The sequence below is a fragment of the Limnohabitans sp. genome, assembly GCF_030158565.1.
In the GTDB taxonomy this organism is placed as follows: domain Bacteria; phylum Pseudomonadota; class Gammaproteobacteria; order Burkholderiales; family Burkholderiaceae_C; genus Limnohabitans_A.
On the sequence record NZ_JAOASQ010000022.1, the window covers coordinates 13,781 to 37,055 of the forward strand.

At 60.8% G+C, this 23,275-nt stretch carries 22 protein-coding genes and 1 pseudogene; 20 read left to right on the forward strand and 3 right to left on the reverse strand.

The window, feature by feature from the left end; genetic code table 11:
• Positions 1–34: 34 nt before the first annotated feature.
• Both Q1W40_RS03470 and Q1W40_RS03475 read left to right on the forward strand, forming a co-directional pair.
• Positions 35–967: a LysR substrate-binding domain-containing protein gene (locus tag Q1W40_RS03470; protein WP_300708904.1), complete on the forward strand. Its 933-nt coding sequence runs from the start codon at positions 35–37 to the stop codon at positions 965–967.
• Between the two features lie 319 nt (positions 968–1,286).
• Positions 1,287–1,606, forward strand: a pseudogene (locus tag Q1W40_RS03475) (IS21 family transposase); the annotation flags it as partial.
• A 70-nt stretch (positions 1,607–1,676) separates the two neighbouring features.
• Here the strand turns inward: Q1W40_RS03475 and Q1W40_RS03480 are convergent.
• A complete protein-coding gene (locus Q1W40_RS03480) occupies positions 1,677–2,552 on the reverse strand; it encodes a LysR substrate-binding domain-containing protein (RefSeq protein ID WP_300708906.1) in 876 nt (291 codons plus the stop codon).
• A 142-nt stretch (positions 2,553–2,694) separates the two neighbouring features.
• Here Q1W40_RS03480 and Q1W40_RS03485 point away from each other — a divergent pair, with 142 nt between their 5' ends.
• The 6 genes from Q1W40_RS03485 to Q1W40_RS03510 are packed head-to-tail and all read left to right on the forward strand — an operon-like array spanning position 2,695 to position 8,215.
• Positions 2,695–3,444 (forward strand): SDR family NAD(P)-dependent oxidoreductase, encoded by a 750-nt coding sequence (locus tag Q1W40_RS03485; protein ID WP_300708908.1) that lies wholly within the window; start codon positions 2,695–2,697, stop codon positions 3,442–3,444.
• Between the two features lie 53 nt (positions 3,445–3,497).
• Complete coding sequence (locus Q1W40_RS03490) at positions 3,498–4,481, forward strand: TRAP transporter substrate-binding protein (RefSeq protein WP_300708910.1); 984 nt, start codon at positions 3,498–3,500, stop codon at positions 4,479–4,481.
• A 58-nt stretch (positions 4,482–4,539) separates the two neighbouring features.
• Positions 4,540–5,046 carry a TRAP transporter small permease gene (locus Q1W40_RS03495; RefSeq protein ID WP_300708912.1) on the forward strand — a complete coding sequence of 169 codons (507 nt, stop codon included), beginning with the start codon at positions 4,540–4,542 and terminating at the stop codon, positions 5,044–5,046.
• A 14-nt stretch (positions 5,047–5,060) separates the two neighbouring features.
• Positions 5,061–6,320: a TRAP transporter large permease subunit gene (locus tag Q1W40_RS03500; RefSeq protein ID WP_300708914.1), complete on the forward strand. Its 1,260-nt coding sequence runs from the start codon at positions 5,061–5,063 to the stop codon at positions 6,318–6,320.
• Between the two features lie 40 nt (positions 6,321–6,360).
• Positions 6,361–7,200: a transketolase gene (locus Q1W40_RS03505; protein ID WP_300708915.1), complete on the forward strand. Its 840-nt coding sequence runs from the start codon at positions 6,361–6,363 to the stop codon at positions 7,198–7,200.
• Between the two features lie 10 nt (positions 7,201–7,210).
• Positions 7,211–8,215, forward strand: a complete 1,005-nt coding sequence (locus Q1W40_RS03510) for a transketolase C-terminal domain-containing protein (protein WP_300708916.1) — start codon at positions 7,211–7,213, stop codon at positions 8,213–8,215.
• Here the strand turns inward: Q1W40_RS03510 and Q1W40_RS03515 are convergent.
• Positions 8,196–9,107 (reverse strand): LysR substrate-binding domain-containing protein, encoded by a 912-nt coding sequence (locus Q1W40_RS03515; RefSeq protein WP_300708918.1) that lies wholly within the window; start codon positions 9,105–9,107, stop codon positions 8,196–8,198. The two genes, Q1W40_RS03510 and Q1W40_RS03515, sit on opposite strands and share 20 nt — an antisense overlap.
• A gap of 102 nt (positions 9,108–9,209) precedes the next feature.
• Here Q1W40_RS03515 and Q1W40_RS03520 point away from each other — a divergent pair, with 102 nt between their 5' ends.
• The 7 genes from Q1W40_RS03520 to Q1W40_RS03550 all read left to right on the forward strand — a co-directional run bounded on the left by Q1W40_RS03520 (position 9,210) and on the right by Q1W40_RS03550 (position 15,954).
• Positions 9,210–10,274 carry a tartrate dehydrogenase gene (locus tag Q1W40_RS03520; protein WP_300708920.1) on the forward strand — a complete coding sequence of 355 codons (1,065 nt, stop codon included), beginning with the start codon at positions 9,210–9,212 and terminating at the stop codon, positions 10,272–10,274.
• 81 nt (positions 10,275–10,355) lie between these two features.
• Entirely contained in the window at positions 10,356–11,345 is a 990-nt protein-coding gene (locus Q1W40_RS03525; RefSeq protein WP_300709017.1) for a tripartite tricarboxylate transporter substrate-binding protein, read from the forward strand.
• A gap of 70 nt (positions 11,346–11,415) precedes the next feature.
• Complete coding sequence (locus Q1W40_RS03530) at positions 11,416–12,318, forward strand: LysR substrate-binding domain-containing protein (RefSeq protein WP_300708922.1); 903 nt, start codon at positions 11,416–11,418, stop codon at positions 12,316–12,318.
• 69 nt (positions 12,319–12,387) lie between these two features.
• Positions 12,388–13,620, forward strand: a complete 1,233-nt coding sequence (locus tag Q1W40_RS03535; RefSeq protein ID WP_300708924.1) for a CaiB/BaiF CoA-transferase family protein — start codon at positions 12,388–12,390, stop codon at positions 13,618–13,620.
• Positions 13,617–14,558, forward strand: coding sequence for a hydroxymethylglutaryl-CoA lyase (locus Q1W40_RS03540; protein WP_300708926.1), 942 nt, complete (start codon positions 13,617–13,619; stop codon positions 14,556–14,558). The genes Q1W40_RS03535 and Q1W40_RS03540 overlap by 4 nt, the downstream gene beginning before the upstream one ends.
• The gene (locus Q1W40_RS03545) at positions 14,555–14,947 is read left to right on the forward strand and encodes a VOC family protein (RefSeq protein ID WP_300708928.1); all 393 of its coding nucleotides are present in this window, start codon (positions 14,555–14,557) and stop codon (positions 14,945–14,947) included. Before Q1W40_RS03540 ends, Q1W40_RS03545 begins: the two co-directional genes overlap by 4 nt.
• 26 nt (positions 14,948–14,973) lie before the next feature.
• The gene (locus Q1W40_RS03550; RefSeq protein WP_300708930.1) at positions 14,974–15,954 is read left to right on the forward strand and encodes a tripartite tricarboxylate transporter substrate binding protein; all 981 of its coding nucleotides are present in this window, start codon (positions 14,974–14,976) and stop codon (positions 15,952–15,954) included.
• Between the two features lie 106 nt (positions 15,955–16,060).
• On the opposite strand, the gene Q1W40_RS03555 is transcribed toward Q1W40_RS03550, so the two are convergent.
• A complete protein-coding gene (locus tag Q1W40_RS03555; RefSeq protein WP_300708932.1) occupies positions 16,061–16,969 on the reverse strand; it encodes a LysR family transcriptional regulator in 909 nt (302 codons plus the stop codon).
• 124 nt (positions 16,970–17,093) lie between these two features.
• Between Q1W40_RS03555 and gcl the strand changes: the two genes are divergently transcribed.
• From gcl to Q1W40_RS03580, 5 genes are all read left to right on the forward strand, one after another.
• Entirely contained in the window at positions 17,094–18,884 is a 1,791-nt protein-coding gene (gcl, locus tag Q1W40_RS03560; RefSeq protein ID WP_300708935.1) for a glyoxylate carboligase, read from the forward strand.
• 86 nt (positions 18,885–18,970) lie between these two features.
• The gene (hyi, locus tag Q1W40_RS03565) at positions 18,971–19,783 is read left to right on the forward strand and encodes a hydroxypyruvate isomerase (RefSeq protein WP_300708937.1); all 813 of its coding nucleotides are present in this window, start codon (positions 18,971–18,973) and stop codon (positions 19,781–19,783) included.
• 34 nt (positions 19,784–19,817) lie between these two features.
• On the forward strand, positions 19,818–20,759 hold the full coding sequence (locus Q1W40_RS03570; RefSeq protein ID WP_300708939.1) for a 2-hydroxy-3-oxopropionate reductase: 942 nt from the start codon (positions 19,818–19,820) through the stop codon (positions 20,757–20,759).
• A complete protein-coding gene (locus Q1W40_RS03575) occupies positions 20,756–22,108 on the forward strand; it encodes a glycerate kinase (RefSeq protein WP_300708941.1) in 1,353 nt (450 codons plus the stop codon). The genes Q1W40_RS03570 and Q1W40_RS03575 overlap by 4 nt, the downstream gene beginning before the upstream one ends.
• Positions 22,109–22,231: 123 nt before the next feature.
• Positions 22,232–23,248, forward strand: a complete 1,017-nt coding sequence (locus Q1W40_RS03580) for a YHYH protein (protein WP_300708943.1) — start codon at positions 22,232–22,234, stop codon at positions 23,246–23,248.
• Positions 23,249–23,275 lie beyond the last annotated feature (27 nt).

Sequence of the window (23,275 nt, forward strand, 5' to 3'; positions counted from 1 at the left end):
CTTTTCATAAATTATTGGTTATGTATGATGGGGCATGGCACAAATCGACAGAGCACTGCGCTCCAACATCAAATTGCGACATCTCCAATTGGTGGTGGCCCTGGATGAGTTTCGCCACCTTGGCCGGACTGCGGAGTTTCTCTCCGTGAGCCAGCCCGCGGTATCCAAAATGTTGGGCGAGGTGGAGGAGATGCTGGATTTGCAGCTGTTTGACCGGTCCAGACGGGGGACCGAACCGACACAGGCAGGGCAGTCATTGGTGCGGTTCGCCCGCTCAGTGCTGGCCGGTTATGAGCGCACGCGAGATGAAATCAGTGCCATAGACCGGGGTGTTGCCGGGCGTACCCGTGTTGGATGCATGGTGGTGGCCATGCCGACACTCTTGGCACCTGCGGTTGCGCAATTGAAAGCCGACGCGTCATCAGCAACGGTGTTGATCGAAGAGGGGGATCTGACGCATTTGCTGCCCAAGTTGCGCTTGGGCGAGCTGGACTTGTTCATGGGAAGGCTGGAGCCTGGGTATGCCGCGCCAGATTTGTTGACGGAGGTTTTGTATCAAGAAACCATGACGGTGGTGCTGCGCCCGGGCCATCCTTTGGCGCGCAAAAAGTTGGTGACTTGGCAGGATCTGAGCTCACTTCGTTTTGTCGTACCGCCACCTTGGGCTTCATTGCGAGTCAAGCTGGAGCAACAGTTTTTCAAGTATGGGTTACAGCCGCCTCATGATGTTGTGGAGACCGCTTCATTCTTGGCGCAGATTACTTTTGTGCGTGAGCAAGGCGCAGCTGCATTGATGGCACATTCAGTGGCGCAACACTTTGAGTCTCAAGAATTGATCCAGTCTTTGAGACTTCAAGTGAACGTGGATTTGCCCCCTGTTGGATTGATAACTGCTAGAGGCAGACCATTGACCCCGATTACTCAGCGGTTGGTTGACATCGTGCGTGATCTTGTTCAAAAGCGATGAGATTTTCATCAGTTACAGCAGCCTAGTCAGTGAGTTTTTGGAGTCCCGCTGGATGCACTAAAAAAAGCACCATTGTCTGGACGACTGCTATGTGTATCAATTAAACCCTTTTATATAAATTATTTTTCACTCATTGCTGATGGGTATTCCGGAGCAACGTGACCAGTGATTCCGGTCGAACGTGACTGCTGATTCCAGGATCGTGACCGGCCATTGAGGTCATTGTGACCGGTACGCCGGTCTACAACTCCGGAACGGTGTTGTGCATGTATTTCATATTTCGGCCGGGTTAGCGTCAATCCTTTTTTACAGGACCGCTATGCCCGCCCCAAGGATCAACATGCGCAAACTCAATACGCCCTGCGTCTCAAATTCGAAGGCCAGCAGTCGCACCAGCAAATCGCCACCGCTTTGGGTATCTCCAAAGGCGTGGTCACCAAATACGTTAGCCTGGCCGTGGCCGCACGTCTGGATTGGCCCGCCATCGCCGCCATGGACGAAGCCAGCCTGGAGCGGCGTTTATTGCCCGCCTCCAGGCCCAGCGACATCTACACCCCCGCCGACTTCGGCCGCATCCACCAAGAGTTGCGCCGCAAAGGCATAACGCTTGCCTTGCTGTGGGAGGAGTACTGCGCCGAAACAGCCGACCTGTTCAGCGCCGATCACACAACTACGCCACATGCAGGCAGACACGAAGCAGCTCAGTTTTTTACGCTCCAGCTTCCTCACGCAACCACTCCACAAAGCTTTTGACTTCCGGCCGTGAGGCGTGCCTGGCCGGGTAAACCATGAAATGCGCCCGCACGGGCATGCACATGTCTTCGGCAAAGACGGGTTGCAATTTGCCGCTGGCGATCAGCGACTGGCCAATGCTGGTGCTCTCTAGGGCCACGCCAAGTTTTTGCACGGCGGCGTCCAGGCTCATCATGGCGCGGTCAAAACGCAGGCCCATGCGTTCCGGGCGCAGATCACCCCCAAAACGGGCAAACCATTCGGGCCACTGCACCACACTCACGCTGGACTGGATCAGCGGCACGCGCAGCAGGTCTTGCGGGGCATGCAATGCATGGGTGCGGATGAATTCAGGGCTGGCCAGCGGCAGGATGTGTTCGGTGAACACCGGCTCCACTTCCAGGTTGGGCCAGTTGGGCAGGCCGTAGCGGATGTCGATGTCCATCTGGCCGAGCTGAAAGTCCGAGTGCACATGCGAGGCCGACAGCATGAGCGAGATGTTGGGGTGCCGCTCTGCAAAACGGGCGATGCGCGGCATCAGCCACAGGCTGGCAAAACTGGGGCTGCTGTGCACATACAGCGTGTCTTGCACGCCGTGGCGCAGGTCTTCGGTCGCGGTGTTGATGGCGCCCAGAGCGCTGCCCACACGTTGCAGGTATTGCTGGCCTGCGGGGGTCAGTTCCACGCCTCTGGCTGAGCGCTCAAACAAGCGCACATTCAGCAAATTTTCAAGCTTGGCCACCTGGTGGCTCACGGCCGAGGGCGTCAGGTGCAGCTCTTCGGCCGCCAGCGAAAAACTTTTGCGGCGAGCGATGGTTTCAAAGGCCTGCAAAGCGGCGAGCGGTGGGATCATGGTGGCTGAAGAAAATTGAATCGTTGCAGTGCAACATGAATAAATTTAAACGCCCTGTGAGTTTATATCGTTTGTCTTCAAGTCAGCACTTGACCAAAATCGCGCCACTTACCTGAACGCAGACACACAAAAGGAGACCTGCATGTTGCTCAAAGACAAAGTGGCCGTGATCACCGGTGGCGCTGGCCAAAATGGCCTGGGCTTTGCCACCGCCCGCATGATGGCTGAACAAGGCGCCCGCGTCGTGATCCTGGATTTGGCCGTGGCCGACCCGCAAGCCGCTGCAGCCCGACTGGGTGCGCAGCATCTGGGCTTGGTGGCCGATGTGACCGACAAGGCTTCGTGCGAAGCTGCTGCTGCTCAAATCAAGGCGGCCATGGGTCGTATCGACATTTTGGTCAACAACGCCGGCATCACCCAGCCTGTGAAATTTCTCGATATCACTGGCGCTGACTACGACCGCATTCTGGACGTTAGCCTGCGCGGCACGCTGTACGCATCGCAAGCCATGTTGCCCACGATGATTGCGCAAAACAGCGGCTCGATCATCTGCATCTCGTCGGTGTCGGCACAGCGTGGCGGCGGCATTCTGGGGGGGCCACATTACTCGGCCGCCAAAGCCGGTGTGCTGGGCCTGGCCCGAGCCATGGCGCGTGAATATGGCGGCAACAACATCCGCGTCAACTGCGTGACGCCTGGCCTGATCGCCACCGACATCAACAAGGGCAAGATCCCCGACGACAAGCGCCAGGCCATTCTGGACGGCATCCCGCTGGGTCACATTGGTGAGCCCAACGACGTGGCCGGTTGCGTGGTCTTTTTGGCCAGCGATTTGTCCAAGTACTGCACCGGTGTCACGCTGGACGTGAACGGCGGCATGCTGATCCACTGATATTTTTCACCCCATGGGCTTCGGCCCAAGCCATTAAAACCAAGGAGACATTCATGACACGATTCAACACATTGCGCCGCACCTTGCTGGCCACCGCCGTTCTGGCCGCCACATCTTTGGCGCACGCTCAGTCCGTCAAGCTCACGCTGGGCCACGGTGCTGCCCCGGGCAACCCCCGCCACGAAGCGGCGGTGAAGATGGCCGAAGTGGCCAAGGCCAAGTCGGGCGGCCGCATCGAGATCCAGGTGGCCCCATCTGCCCAGTTGGGTGACGATGCCGCCATGGTCACCGCCTTGCGCACCGGCGCTCTGGACATGAGCGCCAATTCGCAGGGCGCAGTGGCCAACGCCGTGCCCGAGTACGCGGCGTTTGGCATGCCATTCCTGTTCAGCAGCCTGGATCAGGTTTGGAAGATGCTGGACGGCCCTTTGGGCAAAGAGCTGGCCGACAAGACCGCTGAAAAAGGCATGGTGGTGTTGGGCTATTGGGACAACGGCATTCGCCACATGAGTAACAGCAAGCGTGCGTTGGCCAAGCCTGAAGACCTCAAAGGTCTGAAGATGCGCACGCCACCTGATGCGGTGACCGTGGACATCATGCAAGCGCTGGGTGCCGAGGCGCAGCAGATCAAGTTTGCCGAGTTGTATGTGGCCTTGCAGCAAGGCGTGGTCGATGGTCAGGAAAACCCCTTGATGAACATCCACGCCAGCAAGTTGTACGAAGTGAACAAGTTCATTTCGCTGACCGGTCACAAGTACGAGATGACGCCTTTGTTGATGAGCAAGCGCAGCTGGGACCGCCTGAGCGATGCCGACAAGAAGGTGTTGCAGGAAGCCGCTGCCGAGGCCACACAACTGCAGCGTAAGTTGTCCAAGGAAAGCGATGAGAAATTGATCGCTGAACTCAAGGCCAAGGGCGCTCAGATCAACACCGTTGACAAGGCAGCATTTGCCAAGGGCACCAGCAATGTCGACGACAAGTGGCTGGCTTCACCCATCGGCCCTTTCCTGAAAAAAGTGATCGCGGCTGCCCGCTGATCCATCGGCCTGTCGGCCCTGATGCCCGCACGCCCATGCGTGCGGGCTGGAGAACCTCATGAATTGGATAGAACGGGCCGTGTCGGTCGTGTGCCAGGTGTTGCTGTGGATCAGCACGGTGGTGATTTTTGTCATCCTGGCTGCCAACACCATCTTGCGTTATGGCACGGGTGCCAGTTTGCAGTGGGCCAATGAAGTCCCCGAACTGCTGTTCCCCTGGATGGTCATGGCGGGTGTGGTGCTGGCAGCCCAACATGGCGCGCACATCACCACGAGTTTTTTGATGGACAAGTTGTCCGGCTCTGCGCGCCGCATCTGGGGTGTGCTGGGCTGGTCGGTGGTCAGCGGTCTGTATGCCACGCTGGCGCTGGCCACCTGGCGCATGTTGGAGATCGTGCACGACGAAAAGTCGCCGATTCTGCAAATCCCGGGTTCGGTCACGTATGCCTGTGTCATGACGGGTATGGCTTTGTTGGCCGTTCTGGCCATGGTGTCTGCCTGGCGTGCCTGGAAATCCGACCCCAATACCCCGCTCTCGACAGAGCCTGCACCGGTGCACTGGTGAGAAGGAGCTGAGTCATGACCGCATTGATCTTGCTTGTTTTTTTGGGCGCAGCTGTGATCGCCATCCCGATCGCGCACGCCTTGCTGGTGGCAGCTATGGCCGCTGCCGCAACCTCTGACCGCGTGCCGCTGGATTTGCTGGTGCAGCAAATGGTGGCGCAGGTGCAAAGTTTTCCGCTGATTGCCATTCCGTTCTTCATGCTCACGGGTTCGCTCATGATGGGCGGCAAATTGGGTGAGGCGCTGATTGGCGTTTTGTCCACCCTGATTGGCCGTTTCCATGGCGGCCCCGGTCAGGTGGGGGTGTTGTCGTCCACCATTTTCGGCGGCGTGTCGGGCTCGGCTGTGGCCGATGCGTCGGCCATTGGCTCCTTGCTGATTCCCTGGCAAAAGCGCCTGGGGTATCCGCCAGCCTTTTCTGCGGCGACGCTCGCAGCGGCCGCCACGATCGACATCCTGATTCCGCCGTCGATCCCGATGATCCTGTTTGCCTTGTCCAGCAACACCTCGGTGGCGGCGCTGTTTGTAGCGGGCATTTTGCCGGGGCTGCTGATGTGCGGCGGTTTCATGGCCGCTTGCTGGTGGGTGGGTAAACGCCGTAACTTTCCGCGTGAGATGCGCAAGCTCGATTGGGGCGTGTTTGGCCAGCAATTGCTGTATGCCGCCCCGGCGCTGGTCTTGCCCGTGTTGATCATTGTTTTCTTGCGCTTTGGCATTGCCACCCCCACCGAGGTGAGCGTGCTGTCTACCTTGTATGCCGGCCTGGTTTCTGTCCTCGTCTACCGGGATCTGGGCTGGAAGCGTCTGCACAAGGCCGTCATGGAGGCGGGCTTGTCCACAGGTGTGGTGTTGCTGGTGATCATGGCTTCGGCTGCGATCGGTTGGCTGCTCACCTTTGACCGCATGCCCGATGGCGTGGTGGGTTGGGCGCAAGCCAATCTGTCCAGTGGCTGGAGCGTCATCTTGCTGATGAACCTGCTCATGCTGGTCTGCGGCATGTTCATTGACCTGCCTGCTGCGGTGTTGCTGTTGACCCCGGTGTTTGTGCCCCTGGCCAACTCGATTGGCATGGACCTCACGCAACTGGGGATCATGATGACCGTGAACCTGGCCATTGGCTTGTACACCCCGCCAGTGGGTACGACCTTGTTCATCACCAGCTCTTTGGCCAAGGTCAAAGTGGGCGAGACCGTGCGCGAACTTGGACCGTTTTACTTCGTGGCGTTTGGCGTGCTGCTGCTGGTGTCTTATGTGCCCGCCGCCATCTTCAAATGACCCTGCCGCTTGACTCACGATATTTGACTGGAGATCTGACATGAATTCGCCACAGGACATCTTGTCCTCTCTCGAACAGTGCGCCTGGCGCATCCGCCGCTACGCCTTGCGCATGGGCGAAGTGCAAGGTCAGGGCTACGTGGGCCAGGCCCTGGGCTATGCCGACGTGCTGGCTGTGGCTTATGGCCACGCGATGAACTTTCGCGCAGACGATCCCGAATGGGCTGACCGCGACCGCTTTTTGCTCTCGCACGGCCACTATGCCATCGCCCATTACGCAGCCATGATCGAGGCCGGGATCATCCCCGAGTCCGAACTCGAAACCTATGGCAGCGACGACAGTCGCCTGCCTATGTCGGGCATGGCGACCTACACGCCGGGCATGGAAATTTCTGGCGGCTCGCTGGGCCAGGGCCTGCCAATTGCCGTGGGCATTGCGCTGGGTTTGCGCCACCAAAAGAGCCCGGCCTTTGTTTATAACTCCATGTCCGATGGTGAGCTGGACGAGGGCTCGGTGTGGGAGGCGGCCATGTCGGCCGCGCACCACGGCCTGGGCAACCTGATCTGCATGGTCGACATCAACAACCAGCAGGCCGATGGCCCGTCCAGCAAGGTGCTGGGCTTTGAGCCATTGGCCGACAAGTGGGCCGCGTTTGGCTGGCATGTGCAACGGGTGGATGGCAATCACCTGCCTGCCGTGCTGCGTGCCTTTGACACGGCGCGTGCTTTGACCGATGCCAAGCCCCGCGTGATCCTTTGCGACACGCTGATGGGCAAGGGCGTGCCTTTCCTAGAGTCGCGCGAGAAGAACCACTTTATTCGTGTTGATCCACCCGAGTGGCAGCAGGCCCTTGAAATCCTGGACGCGAACCAACCCTGAGGCGAATGAGATGAACGCAGTGACCGACAAGAAACCCCGGCTGACCACTTCGGCCATGATCGCCTCCATCGCCACCGAAGGCCAGCGCGTGCAGGCCGCCCCCTTTGGCAAGGCGCTGGTGGCTTACGCCGCCGAGCACCCCGAAGTGGTGGGCATGACGGCGGACCTGGCCAAGTACACCGACCTGCACCTGTTTGCGCAGGCCTACCCTGAGCGCTTTTTTCAGATGGGCATGGCCGAGCAGCTGCTCATGGGCGCGGCCGGGGGCATGGCCAAGACCGGCCTCGTGCCATTCGCCACGACCTACGCCGTGTTCGGCACCCGCCGGGCTTATGACTTCATCCATCAGGTGATCGCCGAAGAAAACCTGAATGTGAAGATCTGCTGCGCCTTGCCGGGCCTGACCACTGGTTATGGCCCCAGCCATCAGGCCACCGAAGACTTGGCGATGATGCGCGCCATTCCGGGCCTGACGGTGGTGGACCCTTGTGATGCGCTGGACATCGAGCAAGCTGTGCCTCAGATCGCTGCCCACAAGGGCCCGGTGTACATGCGCCTGCTGCGTGGCAATGTGCCGCTGGTGCTGGACGAATACAGCTACACGTTTGAATTGGGCAAGGCCAAGATGCTGCGCGAAGGCGCTGATGTGTTGGTGATCTCCAGTGGGTTCATGACCATGCGCACACTGGAAGTGGCCAAGCAACTGGAGGCCGACAAGGTCCATGTGGCCGTGCTGCACTGCCCGACCATCAAGCCGCTGGACGACGCCACCATCCTGGCCGAGGTTCGCAAGCCGGGCCGCCTGGTGGTGGTGGCCGAAAACCATTCCATCGTAGGGGGCTTGGGCGAAGCAGTGGCCAGTTTGTTGATGCGCGAAGGGGTGATCCCTGCCAAGTTCCGTATGCTGGCTTTGCCAGATGCTTTCCTGGACGCGGGCGCTTTGCCCACTCTGCACGACCGCTATGGCATTTCGGCTGAAAAAATGAACAGCCGCATCAAGGCCTGGCTGGCCTGAACGCCTCAGCCACAAAGTCAACAAAGGCCCGCACCCGCGCGGCCGATTTGTGCTGGGCCGGATAGACCGCGTAGATGTCGGCATCGGGCGTGTGGCACTGCGGCAGCAGTTGCACCAGCTGGCCTTGCGCGAGGTGCTCGCGAATGTCCCACTCGGCGCGCATCAGGATGCCGTGGCCGTCCAGCGCCCATTGCACGGCGATGCTGCCGTCGTTGGTGGTCAGGTTGCCACGGGTTTTGATGGTCTCGGTTTTGCCAGTGCGCCCGCGCGTGAGCTTGATCACGCCATAGGCCTCGTCGCCTTGGCGGATGCTGATGAAGTTGTGTCGCGCCAGATCGGCCGGACTTTTGGGTTCGCCGTGGCGTGCGATGTAGGCGGGTGATGCGCACAGCAGGCGCTGGTTGCTGGCGATCTTGCGGGCAATGACCCGCGCATCGGGTGGCGGGCCAAAGCGGATGCACACATCGAAGGCGTCGTCACTGAGCGAAGGCGGGTCGACCGACAGCTGCAACTGCACATCGACCTGCGGGTACTGCTGCACAAAGCGGCTGATCAGCGGCCCCATGTGGCTGCGGCCAAAGCCCAGTGTGGCATTGACGCGCAGCAGGCCGCTGGGCGTGGAGCGGCTGGCGCCGAGTTGCTGCTCCAAGTCGGCCATTTCGGCCAGGATGCTGCGGGCGTGGCGCAGCATGGTTTCGCCTTCCACCGTCAGGCTCATGCGGCGGGTGGTGCGGTTGACCAGCGGCACGCCCAGGCGCGACTCCATCTGCGACAGGCGCTTGCTGACGGCTGCGGTGGTGATGCGCATCTCGCGTGCGGCGGCGCTCAGGCTCCCAGCCATGGCCAAGGCAGAAAAGAAGCCCAGATCGGCGGCTTGCAGGCGTGGTTCCATTGTTGATCTCAAGTTAACAATGGATTGAATTTTAGGGTGTTTGTTGAGGGTGGTCGGCGACACAATCTGACCATCGTCATTCACATCCCAAGCAGCTTCACCATGAAAACCTACCGCATCGCCACCATCCCCGGAGACGGCATTGGCAAAGAAGTCATCCCCGCAGGCCAGCAGGTCATGGAGGTGCTGGCCAAGGCCTGTGGCACTTTTGCTTTTGAATTTGAAAACTTTGGCTGGGGCGGTGACTACTACCGCGAGCACGGCGTGATGATGCCGGCCGATGGCCTGGACGCGCTGCGCAACAAAGACGCCATCCTGTTCGGCTCAGCCGGTGACCCGCACATCCCCGACCACATCACGCTGTGGGGCCTGCGCCTGAAGATTTGCCAGGGCTTTGACCAGTACGCCAACGTGCGCCCCACGCGCATCCTGCCGGGCATCGACGCGCCGCTCAAGCGTTGCACCCCCAAAGACCTGGACTGGGTCATCGTGCGCGAGAACTCCGAAGGCGAATACTCCGGCGTGGGTGGCCGTGTGCACCAAGGTCACCCGATCGAAGCGGCCACCGACGTGTCCATCATGACCCGTGCGGGCGTCGAGCGCATCTTGCGCTACGCCTTCAAGCTGGCGCAGTCGCGCCCCCGCAAGTTGCTCACGGTGGTGACCAAGAGCAATGCGCAGCGCCACGCCATGGTCATGTGGGACGAGATCGCGCTGCAAATTTCCAAAGAGTTCCCCGATGTGAAGTGGGACAAAGAGCTGGTCGACGCGGCCACTGCCCGCATGGTCAACCGTCCGGCAACGCTGGACACCATCGTCGCCACCAATTTGCATGCCGACATCCTGAGCGATTTGGCCGCAGCGCTGGCGGGCAGCCTGGGCATTGCCCCCACGGGCAACATCGACCCTGAGCGCCGCTACCCCAGCATGTTCGAGCCCATCCATGGCTCGGCCTTTGACATCATGGGCAAGGGCCTCGCCAACCCGGTGGGCACCTTCTGGTCGGTGGTCATGCTGCTGGAGCACCTGGGCGAGCACGATGCGGCCAAGCGTTTGATGCAAGCCGTCGAGGCCGTGACGGCCAACCCGGCCCTGCATACCGGTGACCTGGGCGGGAAAGCCCTGACAGTGGATGTCACCCAAGCGGTATGCAAGGCCTTGGCTTGAGGCCATGATGTGCGTTGGATGCAGTTTGTCCATTTTCCAATTCCATGATTTATTGACCCCCACGCTGTGAAAGGCATGAACATGCGCTCCAAGTTTCTTCCCGTTGCCACGGCCTGCGCTCTGCTGGCGTCTGTGAATGCTTTTGCACAGGACTATCCTGTGGCCAATAAAACCATCACCTTCGTGCTGCCCTACGCGGCGGGTGGCCCGACCGACAAGGCGGCGCGGGATTTGGCACAGGCCATGAGCAAGGCCATGGGTGGGCACAGCATCGTGATCGACAACTCGGCGGGCGCATCCGGCTCCATCGGTGCCAACAAGGTCGCCAAGGCTCCCGCAGACGGTTACACGCTCTTGTTCACGCACATCGCGCAGGCCACGCTGCCCAGCTTTTTCCGCAATCTGCCCTACAACGTGGAAAAAGATTTTGAGTACATCGGCCTGGTCAGCGAGAACCCGATGAACCTGATCGGCCGGCCCAGCTTGCCGGCCAACAGCATGCCCGAGTTGGTCACCTGGATTCAGGCCAACAGGGGCAAGATCAACATCGCCAATGCCGGACCTGGTTCGGCTTCGCACTTGTGCGGCATGTTGTTCCAGTCCACGCTCAAGGTGGACATGACTTCGGTGCCCTACAAAGGCACGGCCCCGGCCATGACCGACTTGATCGGCGGTCAGGTGGACCTGATGTGCGACCAGACCACCACCACCATTCCGCAGATCGAAGGCAAGAAGGTCAAGTCATTTGCGGTGACCACGCCTGCGCGTTTGAGCTCTCCCGTCCTCAAGGACATGCCCACCATGCAGGAAGCCGGGCTCAAGGATTTCAGTGTGACGATCTGGCAAGGTCTGTACGCGCCCAAAGGCACGCCAGCGGCGGTTTTGAAGAAGCTCAATGACGCACTGAAAGTGGCCGTCAAAGATCCTGAATTCATCCGCAAGCAAGATGCTGGCGGTGCTTCCGTCATCAACGACGCACGCAACGACCCGGCTGGGCACAAGGCCTTTGTGATGTCCGAAGTGGCCAAGTGGGCGCCGGTCATCAAGGCAGGGGGCGTTTACGCCGATTGAGTGCACTGGATCAAATCGACTTGAGGATTGCGCACAATACGCCAGAGTAAAACCTCTTGGAGATGTGCGGATGTCCATGCCTGGATACAACCTGGCGAAATTTGATTTTGTGTCGATCCGGTTGGCGGTGCTGTGTGCCCAGACCGGCAGCCTGACCACGGCGGCTCGCCAGTGCAACTTGGTGTTGCCCGCTGCCAGTCGGCGTTTGAAAGAGCTGGAATCGGCCACGGGCTGCCTGTTGTTTGAGCGGCATTCGCGGGGGCTGAGCATCACGCCTGCAGGCCGGATTTTCATGCGCAGGGGCTTGGCCCTTTTGCAGGAGATGGATGGCTTGGTGAGTGAGTTGGGCGATTTGCACCAAGGCATCGCCAGGCACCTTCGCTTGTTTGCGGGCACGGCCGCCATCAACCAGTTTCTGCCACCCCTGATGGCCGAATACACCCAATTGCATCCGGAAGTGCAGATCGATCTGGAAGAGCAGGTCTCTGAACACGTGGTGCAGGCTCTGCGAGAGGGGCGTGCCGATGTGGGTGTGTTTGTGCAGGGGCCTGACACCGATGGTTTGGATGCGAAAGATTTTCGGCGGGATGAGTTGGTGCTCATCTTGCCCAAGCGCCACGCTTTGGTGGGCAAGTCGGCTCTGGCTTTTGCCGATGCGCTGGACGAGTCTTGGGTCAGCCTCAACCCTGGCGCGGCCTTGTTGCAGCAACAACAAAGCGCGGCCATGGCCGCAGGCCGCACCTTGAAGCTGCGCATGCAGGTGCGCAGCTTTGATGCTGTGGGGCACATGGTGGCCTCGGGTCTGGGCATTGCACTGTTGCCCAAAGTGGCGGCCATGCCCATTGTGCGGGCCATGCAGCTGAGCTGGCGTCCGCTCAAGGACGACTGGGCGCGACGTCAACTGAAGGTGGGCATCCGCAAGGAGGCCGATGCGGGGGTCACAGATTTCAGGGATTTCCTGCATTCGTCTTAGCAAAATGCGAAGGCAGCCTGATGGACTGACAAATAGACGCAGCCCAGCATCCGCAAGACACTGCGGGGCATGAACTCTCAAAGCGCTTCATCCCCCACCCCTGATCTGTCTGCACTTTCGGGCCTGAAGGTGCTGGAGTTGGGCCAATTGATTGCGGGGCCATTTGCTGCCAAGACCCTGGCCGACTTTGGTGCCGAAGTCATCAAGATCGAACCGCCAAACAGCGGTGACCCGCTGCGCAAATGGCGCATGCTCAAGGACGGGACATCCGTGTGGTGGCAGGTGCAGTCGCGCAACAAGCGCTCGCTGGCGCTGGATTTGCGCACGCCCGAGGGCCAGGACCTGGTTCGCAAACTGGCCTCTGAGGCCGATGTGCTGATCGAAAACTTCCGCCCTGGCGCGCTGGAAGGCTGGGGCCTGTCGCCAGAAGTCTTGATGGCCAGCAACCCGCGCTTGATCGTGCTGCGCATCAGTGGCTATGGTCAGACCGGCCCTTACCGCAACCGTCCGGGCTTTGGTGTGATTGGCGAGGCCATGGGTGGCTTGCGTCACCTGACGGCAGAACCGGGTCGGGTGCCTGTGCGTGTGGGCGTGAGCATTGGGGATACCTTGTCAGCTTTGCATGGGGTCATTGGCATTTTGCTGGCCTTGCAGCACCGGCACGCGACGGGCCAAGGTCAGGTGATTGATGTGGCTTTGTACGAGGCGGTGTTCAACTGCATGGAGAGTTTGTTGCCCGAGTACAGCGCGTTCGGTGCAGTGCGTGAGCCTGCAGGCAGCGCCTTGCCGGGCATCGCACCCACCAATGCCTACCTCTGTCAGGACGGGGCCTATGCCTTGGTGGCGGGCAACGGCGACAGCATTTTCAAACGCCTGATGGCTTTGATCGAACGCCCGGACTTGGCCAACGATCCAGGGTTGGCCGACAACACAGGCCGTGTCGCACGCGTGGACGAACTCGACGCTGCCATCGGTGCCTGGACTGCGAAGCACCCGGTGGCTGAGGTGTTGGAGGCGCTGGACAAAGCCGCCGTGCCTGCGGGGCGCATTTACACCGTGGCCGACATCGCCGCCGACCCGCACTACCGGGCGCGTGGGATGTTGCAAACGCTTGCGATGGACGACGGCAGCGCCCTGACGGTGCCTGGCATCGTTCCGAAGTTGTCGGCAACACCGGGTCAGCATCGGCGCAATGCCCCACAGCTGGGGCAGGACACAGATCAAATTTTGGCGGAAATGGGTTTGAACGCCGAACAGATCCAGTCGCTGAAAACGCGTGGCATTGTGGAGAGCACGGCATGAAGCCAAAAATTCTTTTCAATGAAGTGGTGACCCGTGACGGCTTTCAGATGGAGCCCGAATTTGTCCCCACGGACCACAAGGTGGCCTTGATCAATGCGCTGAGCCAATGCGGCTACGCCAAGATTGAGGTGACCTCGTTCACCTCGGCCAAGGCCATCCCGATGCTGCGCGATGCCGAAGAGGTGATGGGCCGGATCGAGCGCGTGCCGGGTGTGGAGTACACCGTGCTGGTGCCCAACTTGCGGGGGGCCGAGCGGGCGATGGAATCACGCCCAGACGAGTTCAACCTGGTCATGTCCACGTCCGAGACGCACAACCTGGCCAACCTGCGCATGCCGCGTGAGCACAGCTTTTCGGCCTTGCGCGAGGTGATCGAACGCTATGGCGCACAGGTGCCCATCAACGTGTCCTTGTCGGCCTGTTTTGGTTGCCCGATGGAGGGCGATGTGCCCCAGGCGGAAGTGATGCAATGGGCCCAGCGCTTTGCCGACTTGGGAGTGCGCGGTTTGACGATTTGCGACACCACGGGCATGGCCCACCCCCAGCAGGTGGCGCAGATGTGCGATGTGCTGCGTTCGCGTTTTCCGGCACTGCAGCTGACGCTGCACTTCCACAACACGCGGGGCATGGGCCTGGCCAATGTGCTGGCCGCTGCGCAATCTGGCATCGACCGCTTCGATGGTTCGCTGGGGGGCTTGGGCGGCTGTCCTTACGCGCCGGGCGCCAGCGGCAACATCAGCAGCGAAGACGCGATCCACATGTTGGACGCCATGGGGTACGACACGGGCATGGACCTGGGGCGTTTGTTGCCCATTGCGCGCGACTTGCCCGACATCGTGGGCCATGCCGTGCCTGGTCAGGTGGCCAAGAGTGGCCGCATCACCGATTTACACCCTGCGCCACCGTCGGTGGCCGAATTGAAAAAGGCGTTTTCATGATCGATCACCTTGACCACCTGGTTCTGACCACCGCCCGCGAAGCCGAGTGCGTGGACTTCTACACCCGCGTGCTGGGCATGCAGCTCGAAAGCTTCATCGGGGGCACGCCGCCGGTGGAGCGCCGCGCCTTCAAGTTCGGCAACCAAAAGATCAACCTGCATGTGCAGGGCAGTGAGTTCGATCCCAAGGCCCACTTGCCTGTGCCAGGCGCGTTGGACTTGTGTTTCATCGTTCAGATCCCGTTGGAAGAGGTGGTCGCCAAGTTGCAGGCTTGCAATTGGCCCATCTTGGAAGGTCCGGTGGTGCGCACGGGCGCGACCGCCAAGATCCGCTCGGTTTATGTGCGGGACCCGGATTTCAATTTGATTGAACTTTCGGTGCTGATCTGATTTTCAAATCAAACAAGGAGACACTCATGCAAAGACGTCAATGGATTTTGAGCACTACCGTGACTGTGATGGCCGTTGTGGGTGCTCCGGTCGCGCAGGCACAAGGCAAGTTCCCGGAGCGAACCATCACCATCGTGGTGCCCAGCGCTCCTGGTGGCACCACCGACTTCACGGCGCGCCTGATCGCCGAGCCCTTGTCACGCGCACTGGGCCAACCGGTGGTGGTGGACAACAAGGCCGGGGCTTCGGGCAACATCGGTAACCAGCATGTGGCCAAGGCCAAGCCCGATGGCTACACACTGCTGCTGGCCTACAGCGGCTACCAGGTGGGCAACCCGCATTTGTTCAAGAGAGCAGGCTGGGATCCGATCAAGGACTTCACGCCCGTGGCCATGCTCACACGTGCGCCCCAGGTGGTGGCTGCACGGGCCAATTTGCCAGTGAACAATCTGCGCGAACTGGTGGCCTATGCCAAGGCCAATCCGGACAAACTCAACTACGCATCTTCCGGCAATGGTTCGATCCAGCACATCGCGGGTGAACTCTTCAAGCAAATGACCGGTACATCCCTAACCCATGTGCCCTACAAAGGCGCAGGCCCCGCTGTGCAGGACTTGTTGGGCGGGCAGGTGGATTTGTTTTTCACCACACCGGCTTCGGTGGTGAGCCACATCAAGGCCGACAAGCTCAAGGGCCTGGCCGTCACCAGCAGCGCTCGCCTGAGTTCTTTGCCCCAGGTGCCGACCACACGTGAGTCCGTTCTCAAGGACTTCACGCTCGACTCCTGGTTTGCCTTGTATGCGCCAGCCGGTACGCCCAACGAGGTGGTGCAGCAGCTCAACACCGAAATCGCCAAGATTCTGGCTTATCCGGAAGTGAAGAAAAAAGCCGAGGAAGCGGGCACATTGGTGGAGCACATGGGGCCTGCCCAACTGGGTGAATACACCCGCAAGGAGTTGACTTATTGGGGGCGTGTGATTCAGGACGCGAAGATCACGGCCGACTGAGTAACGTTGCTGGCCAGCGCGGCGGACATTGCCGAGATGAGTGGCCTTCGCAATTGATTGCGGCCACGCCGCTGCTTGTGCCTGAGTTGTGTCACACGAATGGGTTTTATCTCGTGAGCCAATAGCCAGGCCTGGCATAGGTCTTCTTCAGGTGCTCGATGAAAAACCGCACCTTGGCGGGCAGGTGCCGCTGTTGCGGGTAGACCGCCAGAATGTCATAGGCGGGCAGGGCGTATTCATCGAGCACGGTGACCAGTTCGCCGCTTTGTAATTGCTTTTGAATCTCCCAAGTAGAGCGCCAGCCCAGGCCCAAGCCTTCGCTGACCCAGCGGTGCAGCAGCTCGCCGTCGTTGCAGTCCAGGTTGCCTTCCACCTTCACGGTCACGGTTTTGCCGTCTTTTTGAAAGTACCAGCCGCGTTGCTGGCCGCCTTGCAAATTGAAGGCCAGGCAGTTGTGTTCACGCAGGTCGTCCAGCGTTTTGGGTTTGCCGCGTTTTTTGAAATAAGCCGGTGTGCCGCACACCACGCGCTGGTTGGTGGCCAGGTGGATGGCCACAAAGTTCGGGTCGATTTGTCCGCCTATGCGCAGTCCCAGGTCGTAGCCCTCGCGCACCAGATCCACCACCCGGTCGGTCAGGTTGAAGGAGATTTGCACCTGTGGGTTGGCTTTGATAAAGGCGCTGGCGTGCGGCGCCACATGCAAACGCCCAAACGCCGCCGGGGCTGACACGATCAGGTGGCCGCTGGCGCGCTGGTGTTGTGAGGACACGGCCCGCTCGGCCTCGTCCCAGCGGGCCAGCAACTGGCGGCATTCGTCCAGATAGCTGGCACCCTGGTCGGTCAATGTCAGGCGGCGCGTGCTGCGGATCACCAACTGCGTGCCCAGGCGTTGTTCCAGCGCGTCCAGGCGTCGGCCCATCATGACGGGCGTCACGCCTTCGGCCAAGGCGGCCGCAGCCAAGCTGCCGTGCGCCATCACTTGCACAAAAGCGTCGATTTCCTTGAAGCGGTCCATCGCAGTCTCCGGTTGATTCGGTACGCAGAGTATCGAATGAAAGTACTTGGAATGCAATTCACAAACCATTTGTCGATCAATAGCATCGGGTCCAGTTTCATTCAACTTTGCAAAAGGAAATCCGATGACCCGCATGACCGCTGTGGAAGCCGCACTTTGCGTGATGGAGAAAGAAGGCATCTCCCAAGCCTTTGGTGTGCCCGGTGCCGCCATCAACCCGATGTATGCCGCGTTGCGCAAGCGCGGTCAAATCGCCCATGTGCTGGCGCGCCACGTGGAGGGGGCCTCGCACATGGCCGAGGGCTACACCCGTGCCCGTGCGGGCCAGATTGGCGTGTGCATCGGCACCTCGGGGCCTGCGGGCACCGACATGATCACGGGGCTGTATTCGGCCATGGCCGACAGCATTCCGATTTTGTGCATCACGGGTCAAGCGCCTCGGGCGCGTTTGTACAAGGAAGATTTCCAGGCGGTGGACATCGAGAGCATTGCCAAACCCGTGACCAAGTGGGCGGTCACGGTGCGTGAACCTGCCCAGGTGCCCTGGACGTTTCAGCAGGCCTTTCACCTGATGCGCTCAGGCCGCCCTGGCCCGGTTTTGATTGATTTGCCCATCGATGTGCAGCTGGCCGAGATCGAATTCGACATCGACACCTACGAACCGCTGCCGGTCTACAAACCTGCGGCCAGCCTGGCGCAGATCCACAAGGCGCTGGACATGCTGATGACCGCCGACAAGCCCTTGATCGTGGCCGGTGGCGGCATCATCAACGCCGATGCCAGCGACTTGCTGGTCGAGCTGGCCGAGATCACGGGCGTGCCGGTCATCCCCACGCTGATGGGCTGGGGCAGCATCCCCGATGACCACCCTTTGATGGCCGGCATGTGCGGTTTGCAAACCAGCCACCGCTATGGCAATGCCACCATGCTCGCCAGCGATTTTGTGTTGGGCATTGGCAACCGCTGGGCGAACCGCCACACCGGTTCGGTGGACGTTTACACCCAGGGCCGCCGCTTTGTGCATGTGGACATCGAGCCCACCCAAATTGGCCGCGTCTTCATGCCCGATTACGGCATCGTGTCGGACGCCAAAGCCGCGCTGAAGCTGTTCGTGCAGGTGGCACGCGAGCGGCGTGCGGCCGGCACACTGCGCGACTATTCGGACTGGGCCGAGCGCTGCGCCGAGCGCAAGCGCCTGATGCTGCGCAAGACCCATTACACCGAAACGCCGATCAAGCCGATGCGCGTGTACGAAGAAATGAACAAGGCCTTTGGGCGCGATGCGGTCTACGTCAGCACCATCGGTTTGTCGCAGATTGCGGGGGCTCAATTCTTGAATGTGTTTGGCCCGCGCCAATGGATCAACTGTGGCCAAGCCGGTCCTTTGGGCTGGACGATTCCAGCTGCTCTGGGTGTGGTGGCCTCCGACCCCACCCGCACCGTGGTGGGCTTGTCGGGTGACTACGATTTTCAGTTCCTGATCGAAGAGCTGGCCGTAGGCGCACAGTTTGGCCTGCCCTATGTGCATGTGCTGGTGAACAACAGTTATCTGGGTTTGATCCGTCAGGCGCAGCGCCAGTTCGACATGGATTACTGCGTGCAACTGGCGTTTGACAACCAGAACGTGGACGACCCGGCGCTCAAGGGTTTTGGGGTGGACCACCACGCGGTGGTGCAGGGCCTGGGTTGCAAAGCATTGCGTGTGACCGATCCCGAAAAAATCGGCGATGCCCTGGTGCAAGCCCAAGCCATGGCGCGGCAGCATCGCGTGCCGGTGGTGGTGGAGGTGATTCTGGAAAAAGTGACCAACGTGGCCATGGGCACCGAGATCGACCGCATCAACGAGTTCGAGGCCGTGGATTGCCGACATCCCGAAGGCCTCAAAGGCCTCGAGCTGGCGGGCTTGCTCGAATAAACCACGCGACGTTTTTCATTTCATCACTTCGCGCACCCTGTCCACGGGTCAGGGTTCACGATCCATTCGATTTCAGGAGTTTTGCTGTGCCTCGTTTTTCTGCCAATTTGTCGATGTTGTTCACCGAGCGGCCATTTCTGGATCGCTTTGACTTGGCCGCCCGCGCCGGCTTCGAGGCGGTCGAGTTCTTGTTTCCCTACGATCACCCCGCCGAAGAAGTGGCCAAAGCCTTGAAGGACAGCGGCTTGCAACTGGTGCTGCACAACCTGCCGGCGGGCAACTGGGCCGCAGGCGAGCGCGGCATCGCTTGCCACCCGGACCGTGTCGTGGAATTTTGCGAAGGCCTGAACCAAGCGGTGGACTATGCACGGGTGCTGGGCACGCCGCAGATCAATTGCCTGGCGGGTATCTTGCCTTCTGATGCAGACCCGCAGCAGGCCCGTGCCACGCTGGTGAGTAACTTGCGGCATGCAGCGGCGACGCTGGGGCGCAAAGGCGTGCGCTTGCTGATCGAGCCGATCAACACCTTCGACATTCCGGGATTTTTTGTCAGCCGCACGCAGCAGGCTTTGCAGCTGATGGACGAGGTGGGCTCGGACAACCTCTATTTGCAATACGACGTGTACCACGCACAACGCATGGAAGGCGAGTTGTCGGCCACCTTGCAAAAGCATTTGCCCCGCATCGCGCATGTGCAAATTGCCGACAACCCCGGACGGCACGAGCCGGGGACTGGAGAGATCCATTACCAGCACCTGTTCCAGTGGCTCGATGCGATCGGCTACAGCGGCTGGGTGGGTTGTGAATACAAGCCCCGCAACACGCAGCCCGGTGGGACCGAGGCCGGCTTGGGCTGGTTGCGCGCGCAACATGCCGGTGCCCAGGCGTGCGCCGTTTGAATTTCCAAAACATGCCAACCATCAAGGAATCAATATGAGCAAAAGCGGTATGAAAATTGGCTTCATTGGCCTGGGCATCATGGGTGCGCCGATGGCCTTGAACCTGCTCAAGGCCGGGCACGTGATGTTCGTGCAAACGCGCAGCAAAGTCCCACTCGATCTGGTGGAGGGTGGTGCCACGCTGTGCACCAGCGCCGAAGAAGTGGCCAAACGGGCCGATGTGATCTTCACCATGCTGCCCGATACGCCCAACGTGCAAGAAGTCTTGTTTGGCGAGCGGGGCGTGTCTGCGGGTCTCAAAGCAACGGCGAAGGCCAGCACGGGCCAGCCCAAACTGGTGATCGACATGAGCTCCATCAGCCCCATGGCCACCAAAGCCATGGCCGAGCGCATTCAAGCCTTGGGGGCGGAATTCCTGGATGCGCCCGTCTCGGGCGGTGAAGTGGGGGCCAAGGCCGCCAGCTTGACCATCATGGTGGGTGGCTTGCCGGACAGCTTTGAGCGCGCCAAACCCCTGTTTGAAACCCTGGGCAAGAACATCACCCATGTGGGGGGCATCGGCGACGGGCAGACCACCAAGGTGGCCAACCAGATCATCGTGGCACTGAACATCGAGGCGGTGGCCGAGGCCCTGCTGTTTGCCAGCAAGGCCGGGGCCGATCCCGCCAAGGTGCGCCAAGCGCTGATGGGCGGCTTTGCTGCCAGCCGCATTCTGGAAGTGCACGGCGAGCGCATGGTCAAGCGCAGCTTCAACCCGGGGTTTCGCATCGAGTTGCACCAAAAGGATTTGGGCCTGGCCTTGCAAGGTGCGCGCGAGATGGGCTTGTCCTTGCCGCACACCGCCAGCGCTGCGCAGCTGATGCAGGTGTGCGCGGCCCATGGCCTGGCGGGGCAGGACCATTCGGCGCTGTGCCGAAGCCTGGAAATCATGGCGGGCCACGAGATCGCGCCGGGGGACGTTACCATCTCGGCATGACTGCAACGACACCCCTGAGCACCCCCTTGGCAGGCGCATTGCCCGACCCGATTCAATCGCCTTTGGCTTTTCTGAGGCACCTGTACGACGTGGCCGTGCTGCGCGCCTTGCCCCTGCACAACACCGCCGCACACTTGCCCCCGCCACCGAAAGGCCGCACCTTGGTGTTGGGCGCAGGCAAGGCGGGCGGCGCGATGGCGCAGGCGGTCGAGGCTTTGTGGCCGCAAGACGCGCCGCTGTCGGGTCTGGTGGTCACGCGTTATGGCCACACGCCGCCGCGCCCTGCGGGCTTGCCCGAGCGCATCGAGGTGGTCGAGGCTTCGCACCCGGTGCCCGATGCAGCAGGGCTGAAGGCCGCCGAGCGCATTCTTGAATTGACCCAAGGCCTCACGGCCGACGACCTGGTCCTGTGCCTGATTTCGGGCGGCGGCTCGGCGCTGCTGACCTTGCCTGCCGAGGGCTTGAGCCTGCAAGACAAGCAAGCCATCAACCGCCAGTTGTTGGCCAGCGGGGCCAATATTTCTGAAATGAACTGCGTGCGCAAACACCTCTCGCACATCAAGGGTGGGCGCCTGGCGGCCGCTTGTGCGCCTGCGCGGGTGGTCACGCTCACCATCAGCGATGTGCCGGGCGATGACCCCTCCATCATCGCCAGCGGCCCCACCGTGGCCGATGCCACTACATGCGCCGATGCGCTGGCCATCTTGCAGCGCTATGCGATCGATGTGCCAGCCCATGTGTTGCAGGCTTTGCAGGCGGGTACGCTGGAAACGCCCAAGCCTGGCTCACCGGTGTTTGCAGGCCACAGCGTCCACATGACGGCCACGCCGCAGCAGTCGCTGGAGGCTGCGGCAGACGCGGCCCGTGCCATGGGCGTGAACGCCTACATCCTGAGCGACGAGATCGAAGGCGAATCGCGCGAAGTGGGCAAGGTGCATGCCGCCTTGGCCCGCGCCGCCGCCAAAGGCCAGGGCCCCTTTCAAAAGCCCTGCGTGATCTTGAGCGGTGGCGAGACCACCGTGACCATCAAGCCCCAGCCCGCTGGCAGCCCACGCGGGCGCGGTGGCCGTGCGGGTGAGTTCTGCATGGGCCTGGCGCAAGGCTTGCAAGGCCAGACGGGTGTGTGGGCTTTGGCTGCGGACACCGATGGCATTGACGGCATCGAAGACAACGCCGGTGCCCGTGTGACGCCCGACACGCTGGAACGCGCCCTGGCGGTGGGCCACAAGCTGGATGCGCATTTGCAGCGCAACGATGCCTATGGCTACTTTGAAGCGCTGGGCGATCTGGTCATCACCGGCCCTACGCACACCAATGTGAACGATTTCCGGGCCATTTGGGTGGCCTGATCGTGCCTAGCGGTGGACATGTAAATGAATACTTTACATATCAAAAAATAATTTTTGTCACTTCCTAAAATATGATCCTCCCCTGTTGCGTCGGGTGTTCGGCGCCCAACAGGAGACAGAAACATGTGGCGTCAATGGACAAAAACATCAGCCCCCAGCGTGCTGAGTTTGGGTGTGGCACTGGCCTTATCGGCTTGCGGTGGCGGAAGTACGGACAGCACCAGCAGCACGATCACCGGCACAACTTACACGACAGCGGACAAGCTGTGCAATTTCAGCGGCAGCGGCAACCAGAATCTGGTCTACAACAATGCGCCCAACAGCGGGACGAGCAGCCCCGTCAACGAAACGCTGCCTTTCAATTACAGCTGGACATGCAGCGGCAGCACTCGCACCGTGTCGGGCAATGGCGTACCCAACCATGAGGTCACCGGTGGCAACTTCGCCACCAAGCTGTCCGCGCAGACCATCTCCGTGAGCATGTCGACCAGCCCCATCGCCAGCACCACCAGCACATCGGTCAAGTTGCCCGGTTATGCGCTCAACAGTGTGAAGATGGATCCGGGCACTGCAGGCACATGCACCAATAGCGCCACATCGGATGCTTCAGGCTGCAACTACGCCGGTGGCACTGGCACCTGGCGCATGGAAGCCAAGGCTGATCCCAGCATCGAGTCAAACTGGAAGTTTGATTTCGGCACCGACGTGAACAACGCACACGTTCAGCCCGGTGGACAGTACCATTACCACGGCATGCCGACCAACCTGATCCCTGCGCTCAACAGTGCCAGTGCCAGCAGCATGACCCTGGTCGGTTGGGCCGCCGACGGGTTCCCGATTTACGCCAACTATGGCTACACGACGGCCACCAGTGCCAGCTCGGCGCTCAAGGAGATGAAGGGCAGCTACCGCGTCAAGACCACGCCGGATTCAGGTCGCCCCTCCACCACTTCGTTTGCCATGGGCCATTTCCAGCAGGACTGGGAGTACGTCTCGGGCTTGGGCGATCTGGACGAATGCAATGGGCGCACAGGCGTGACGCCCGAGTTCCCCAACGGCATTTACCATTACTACATCACCAAGACCTATCCTTTCATTCAGCGTTGCGTGAAGGGTTCTGCGGCGTCTTGGGCCAATTAATGCCGTGATGCATGCCGTGATCGCCAC

Bases quoted from the DNA above. Each gene is read 5' to 3' on its own strand.
- Q1W40_RS03470 (WP_300708904.1), top strand. From the start codon at position 35: ATGGCACAAATCGACAGAGCACTGCGCTCCAACATCAAATTGCGACAT.
- Q1W40_RS03480 (WP_300708906.1), bottom strand. From the start codon at position 2,552: ATGATCCCACCGCTCGCCGCTTTGCAGGCCTTTGAAACCATCGCTCGC.
- Q1W40_RS03485 (WP_300708908.1), top strand. From the start codon at position 2,695: ATGTTGCTCAAAGACAAAGTGGCCGTGATCACCGGTGGCGCTGGCCAA.
- Q1W40_RS03490 (WP_300708910.1), top strand. From the start codon at position 3,498: ATGACACGATTCAACACATTGCGCCGCACCTTGCTGGCCACCGCCGTT.
- Q1W40_RS03495 (WP_300708912.1), top strand. From the start codon at position 4,540: ATGAATTGGATAGAACGGGCCGTGTCGGTCGTGTGCCAGGTGTTGCTG.
- Q1W40_RS03500 (WP_300708914.1), top strand. From the start codon at position 5,061: ATGACCGCATTGATCTTGCTTGTTTTTTTGGGCGCAGCTGTGATCGCC.
- Q1W40_RS03505 (WP_300708915.1), top strand. From the start codon at position 6,361: ATGAATTCGCCACAGGACATCTTGTCCTCTCTCGAACAGTGCGCCTGG.
- Q1W40_RS03510 (WP_300708916.1), top strand. From the start codon at position 7,211: ATGAACGCAGTGACCGACAAGAAACCCCGGCTGACCACTTCGGCCATG.
- Q1W40_RS03515 (WP_300708918.1), bottom strand. From the start codon at position 9,107: ATGGAACCACGCCTGCAAGCCGCCGATCTGGGCTTCTTTTCTGCCTTG.
- Q1W40_RS03520 (WP_300708920.1), top strand. From the start codon at position 9,210: ATGAAAACCTACCGCATCGCCACCATCCCCGGAGACGGCATTGGCAAA.
- Q1W40_RS03525 (WP_300709017.1), top strand. From the start codon at position 10,356: ATGCGCTCCAAGTTTCTTCCCGTTGCCACGGCCTGCGCTCTGCTGGCG.
- Q1W40_RS03530 (WP_300708922.1), top strand. From the start codon at position 11,416: ATGTCCATGCCTGGATACAACCTGGCGAAATTTGATTTTGTGTCGATC.
- Q1W40_RS03535 (WP_300708924.1), top strand. From the start codon at position 12,388: ATGAACTCTCAAAGCGCTTCATCCCCCACCCCTGATCTGTCTGCACTT.
- Q1W40_RS03540 (WP_300708926.1), top strand. From the start codon at position 13,617: ATGAAGCCAAAAATTCTTTTCAATGAAGTGGTGACCCGTGACGGCTTT.
- Q1W40_RS03545 (WP_300708928.1), top strand. From the start codon at position 14,555: ATGATCGATCACCTTGACCACCTGGTTCTGACCACCGCCCGCGAAGCC.
- Q1W40_RS03550 (WP_300708930.1), top strand. From the start codon at position 14,974: ATGCAAAGACGTCAATGGATTTTGAGCACTACCGTGACTGTGATGGCC.
- Q1W40_RS03555 (WP_300708932.1), bottom strand. From the start codon at position 16,969: ATGGACCGCTTCAAGGAAATCGACGCTTTTGTGCAAGTGATGGCGCAC.
- gcl (WP_300708935.1), top strand. From the start codon at position 17,094: ATGACCCGCATGACCGCTGTGGAAGCCGCACTTTGCGTGATGGAGAAA.
- Q1W40_RS03570 (WP_300708939.1), top strand. From the start codon at position 19,818: ATGAGCAAAAGCGGTATGAAAATTGGCTTCATTGGCCTGGGCATCATG.
- Q1W40_RS03575 (WP_300708941.1), top strand. From the start codon at position 20,756: ATGACTGCAACGACACCCCTGAGCACCCCCTTGGCAGGCGCATTGCCC.
- Q1W40_RS03580 (WP_300708943.1), top strand. From the start codon at position 22,232: ATGTGGCGTCAATGGACAAAAACATCAGCCCCCAGCGTGCTGAGTTTG.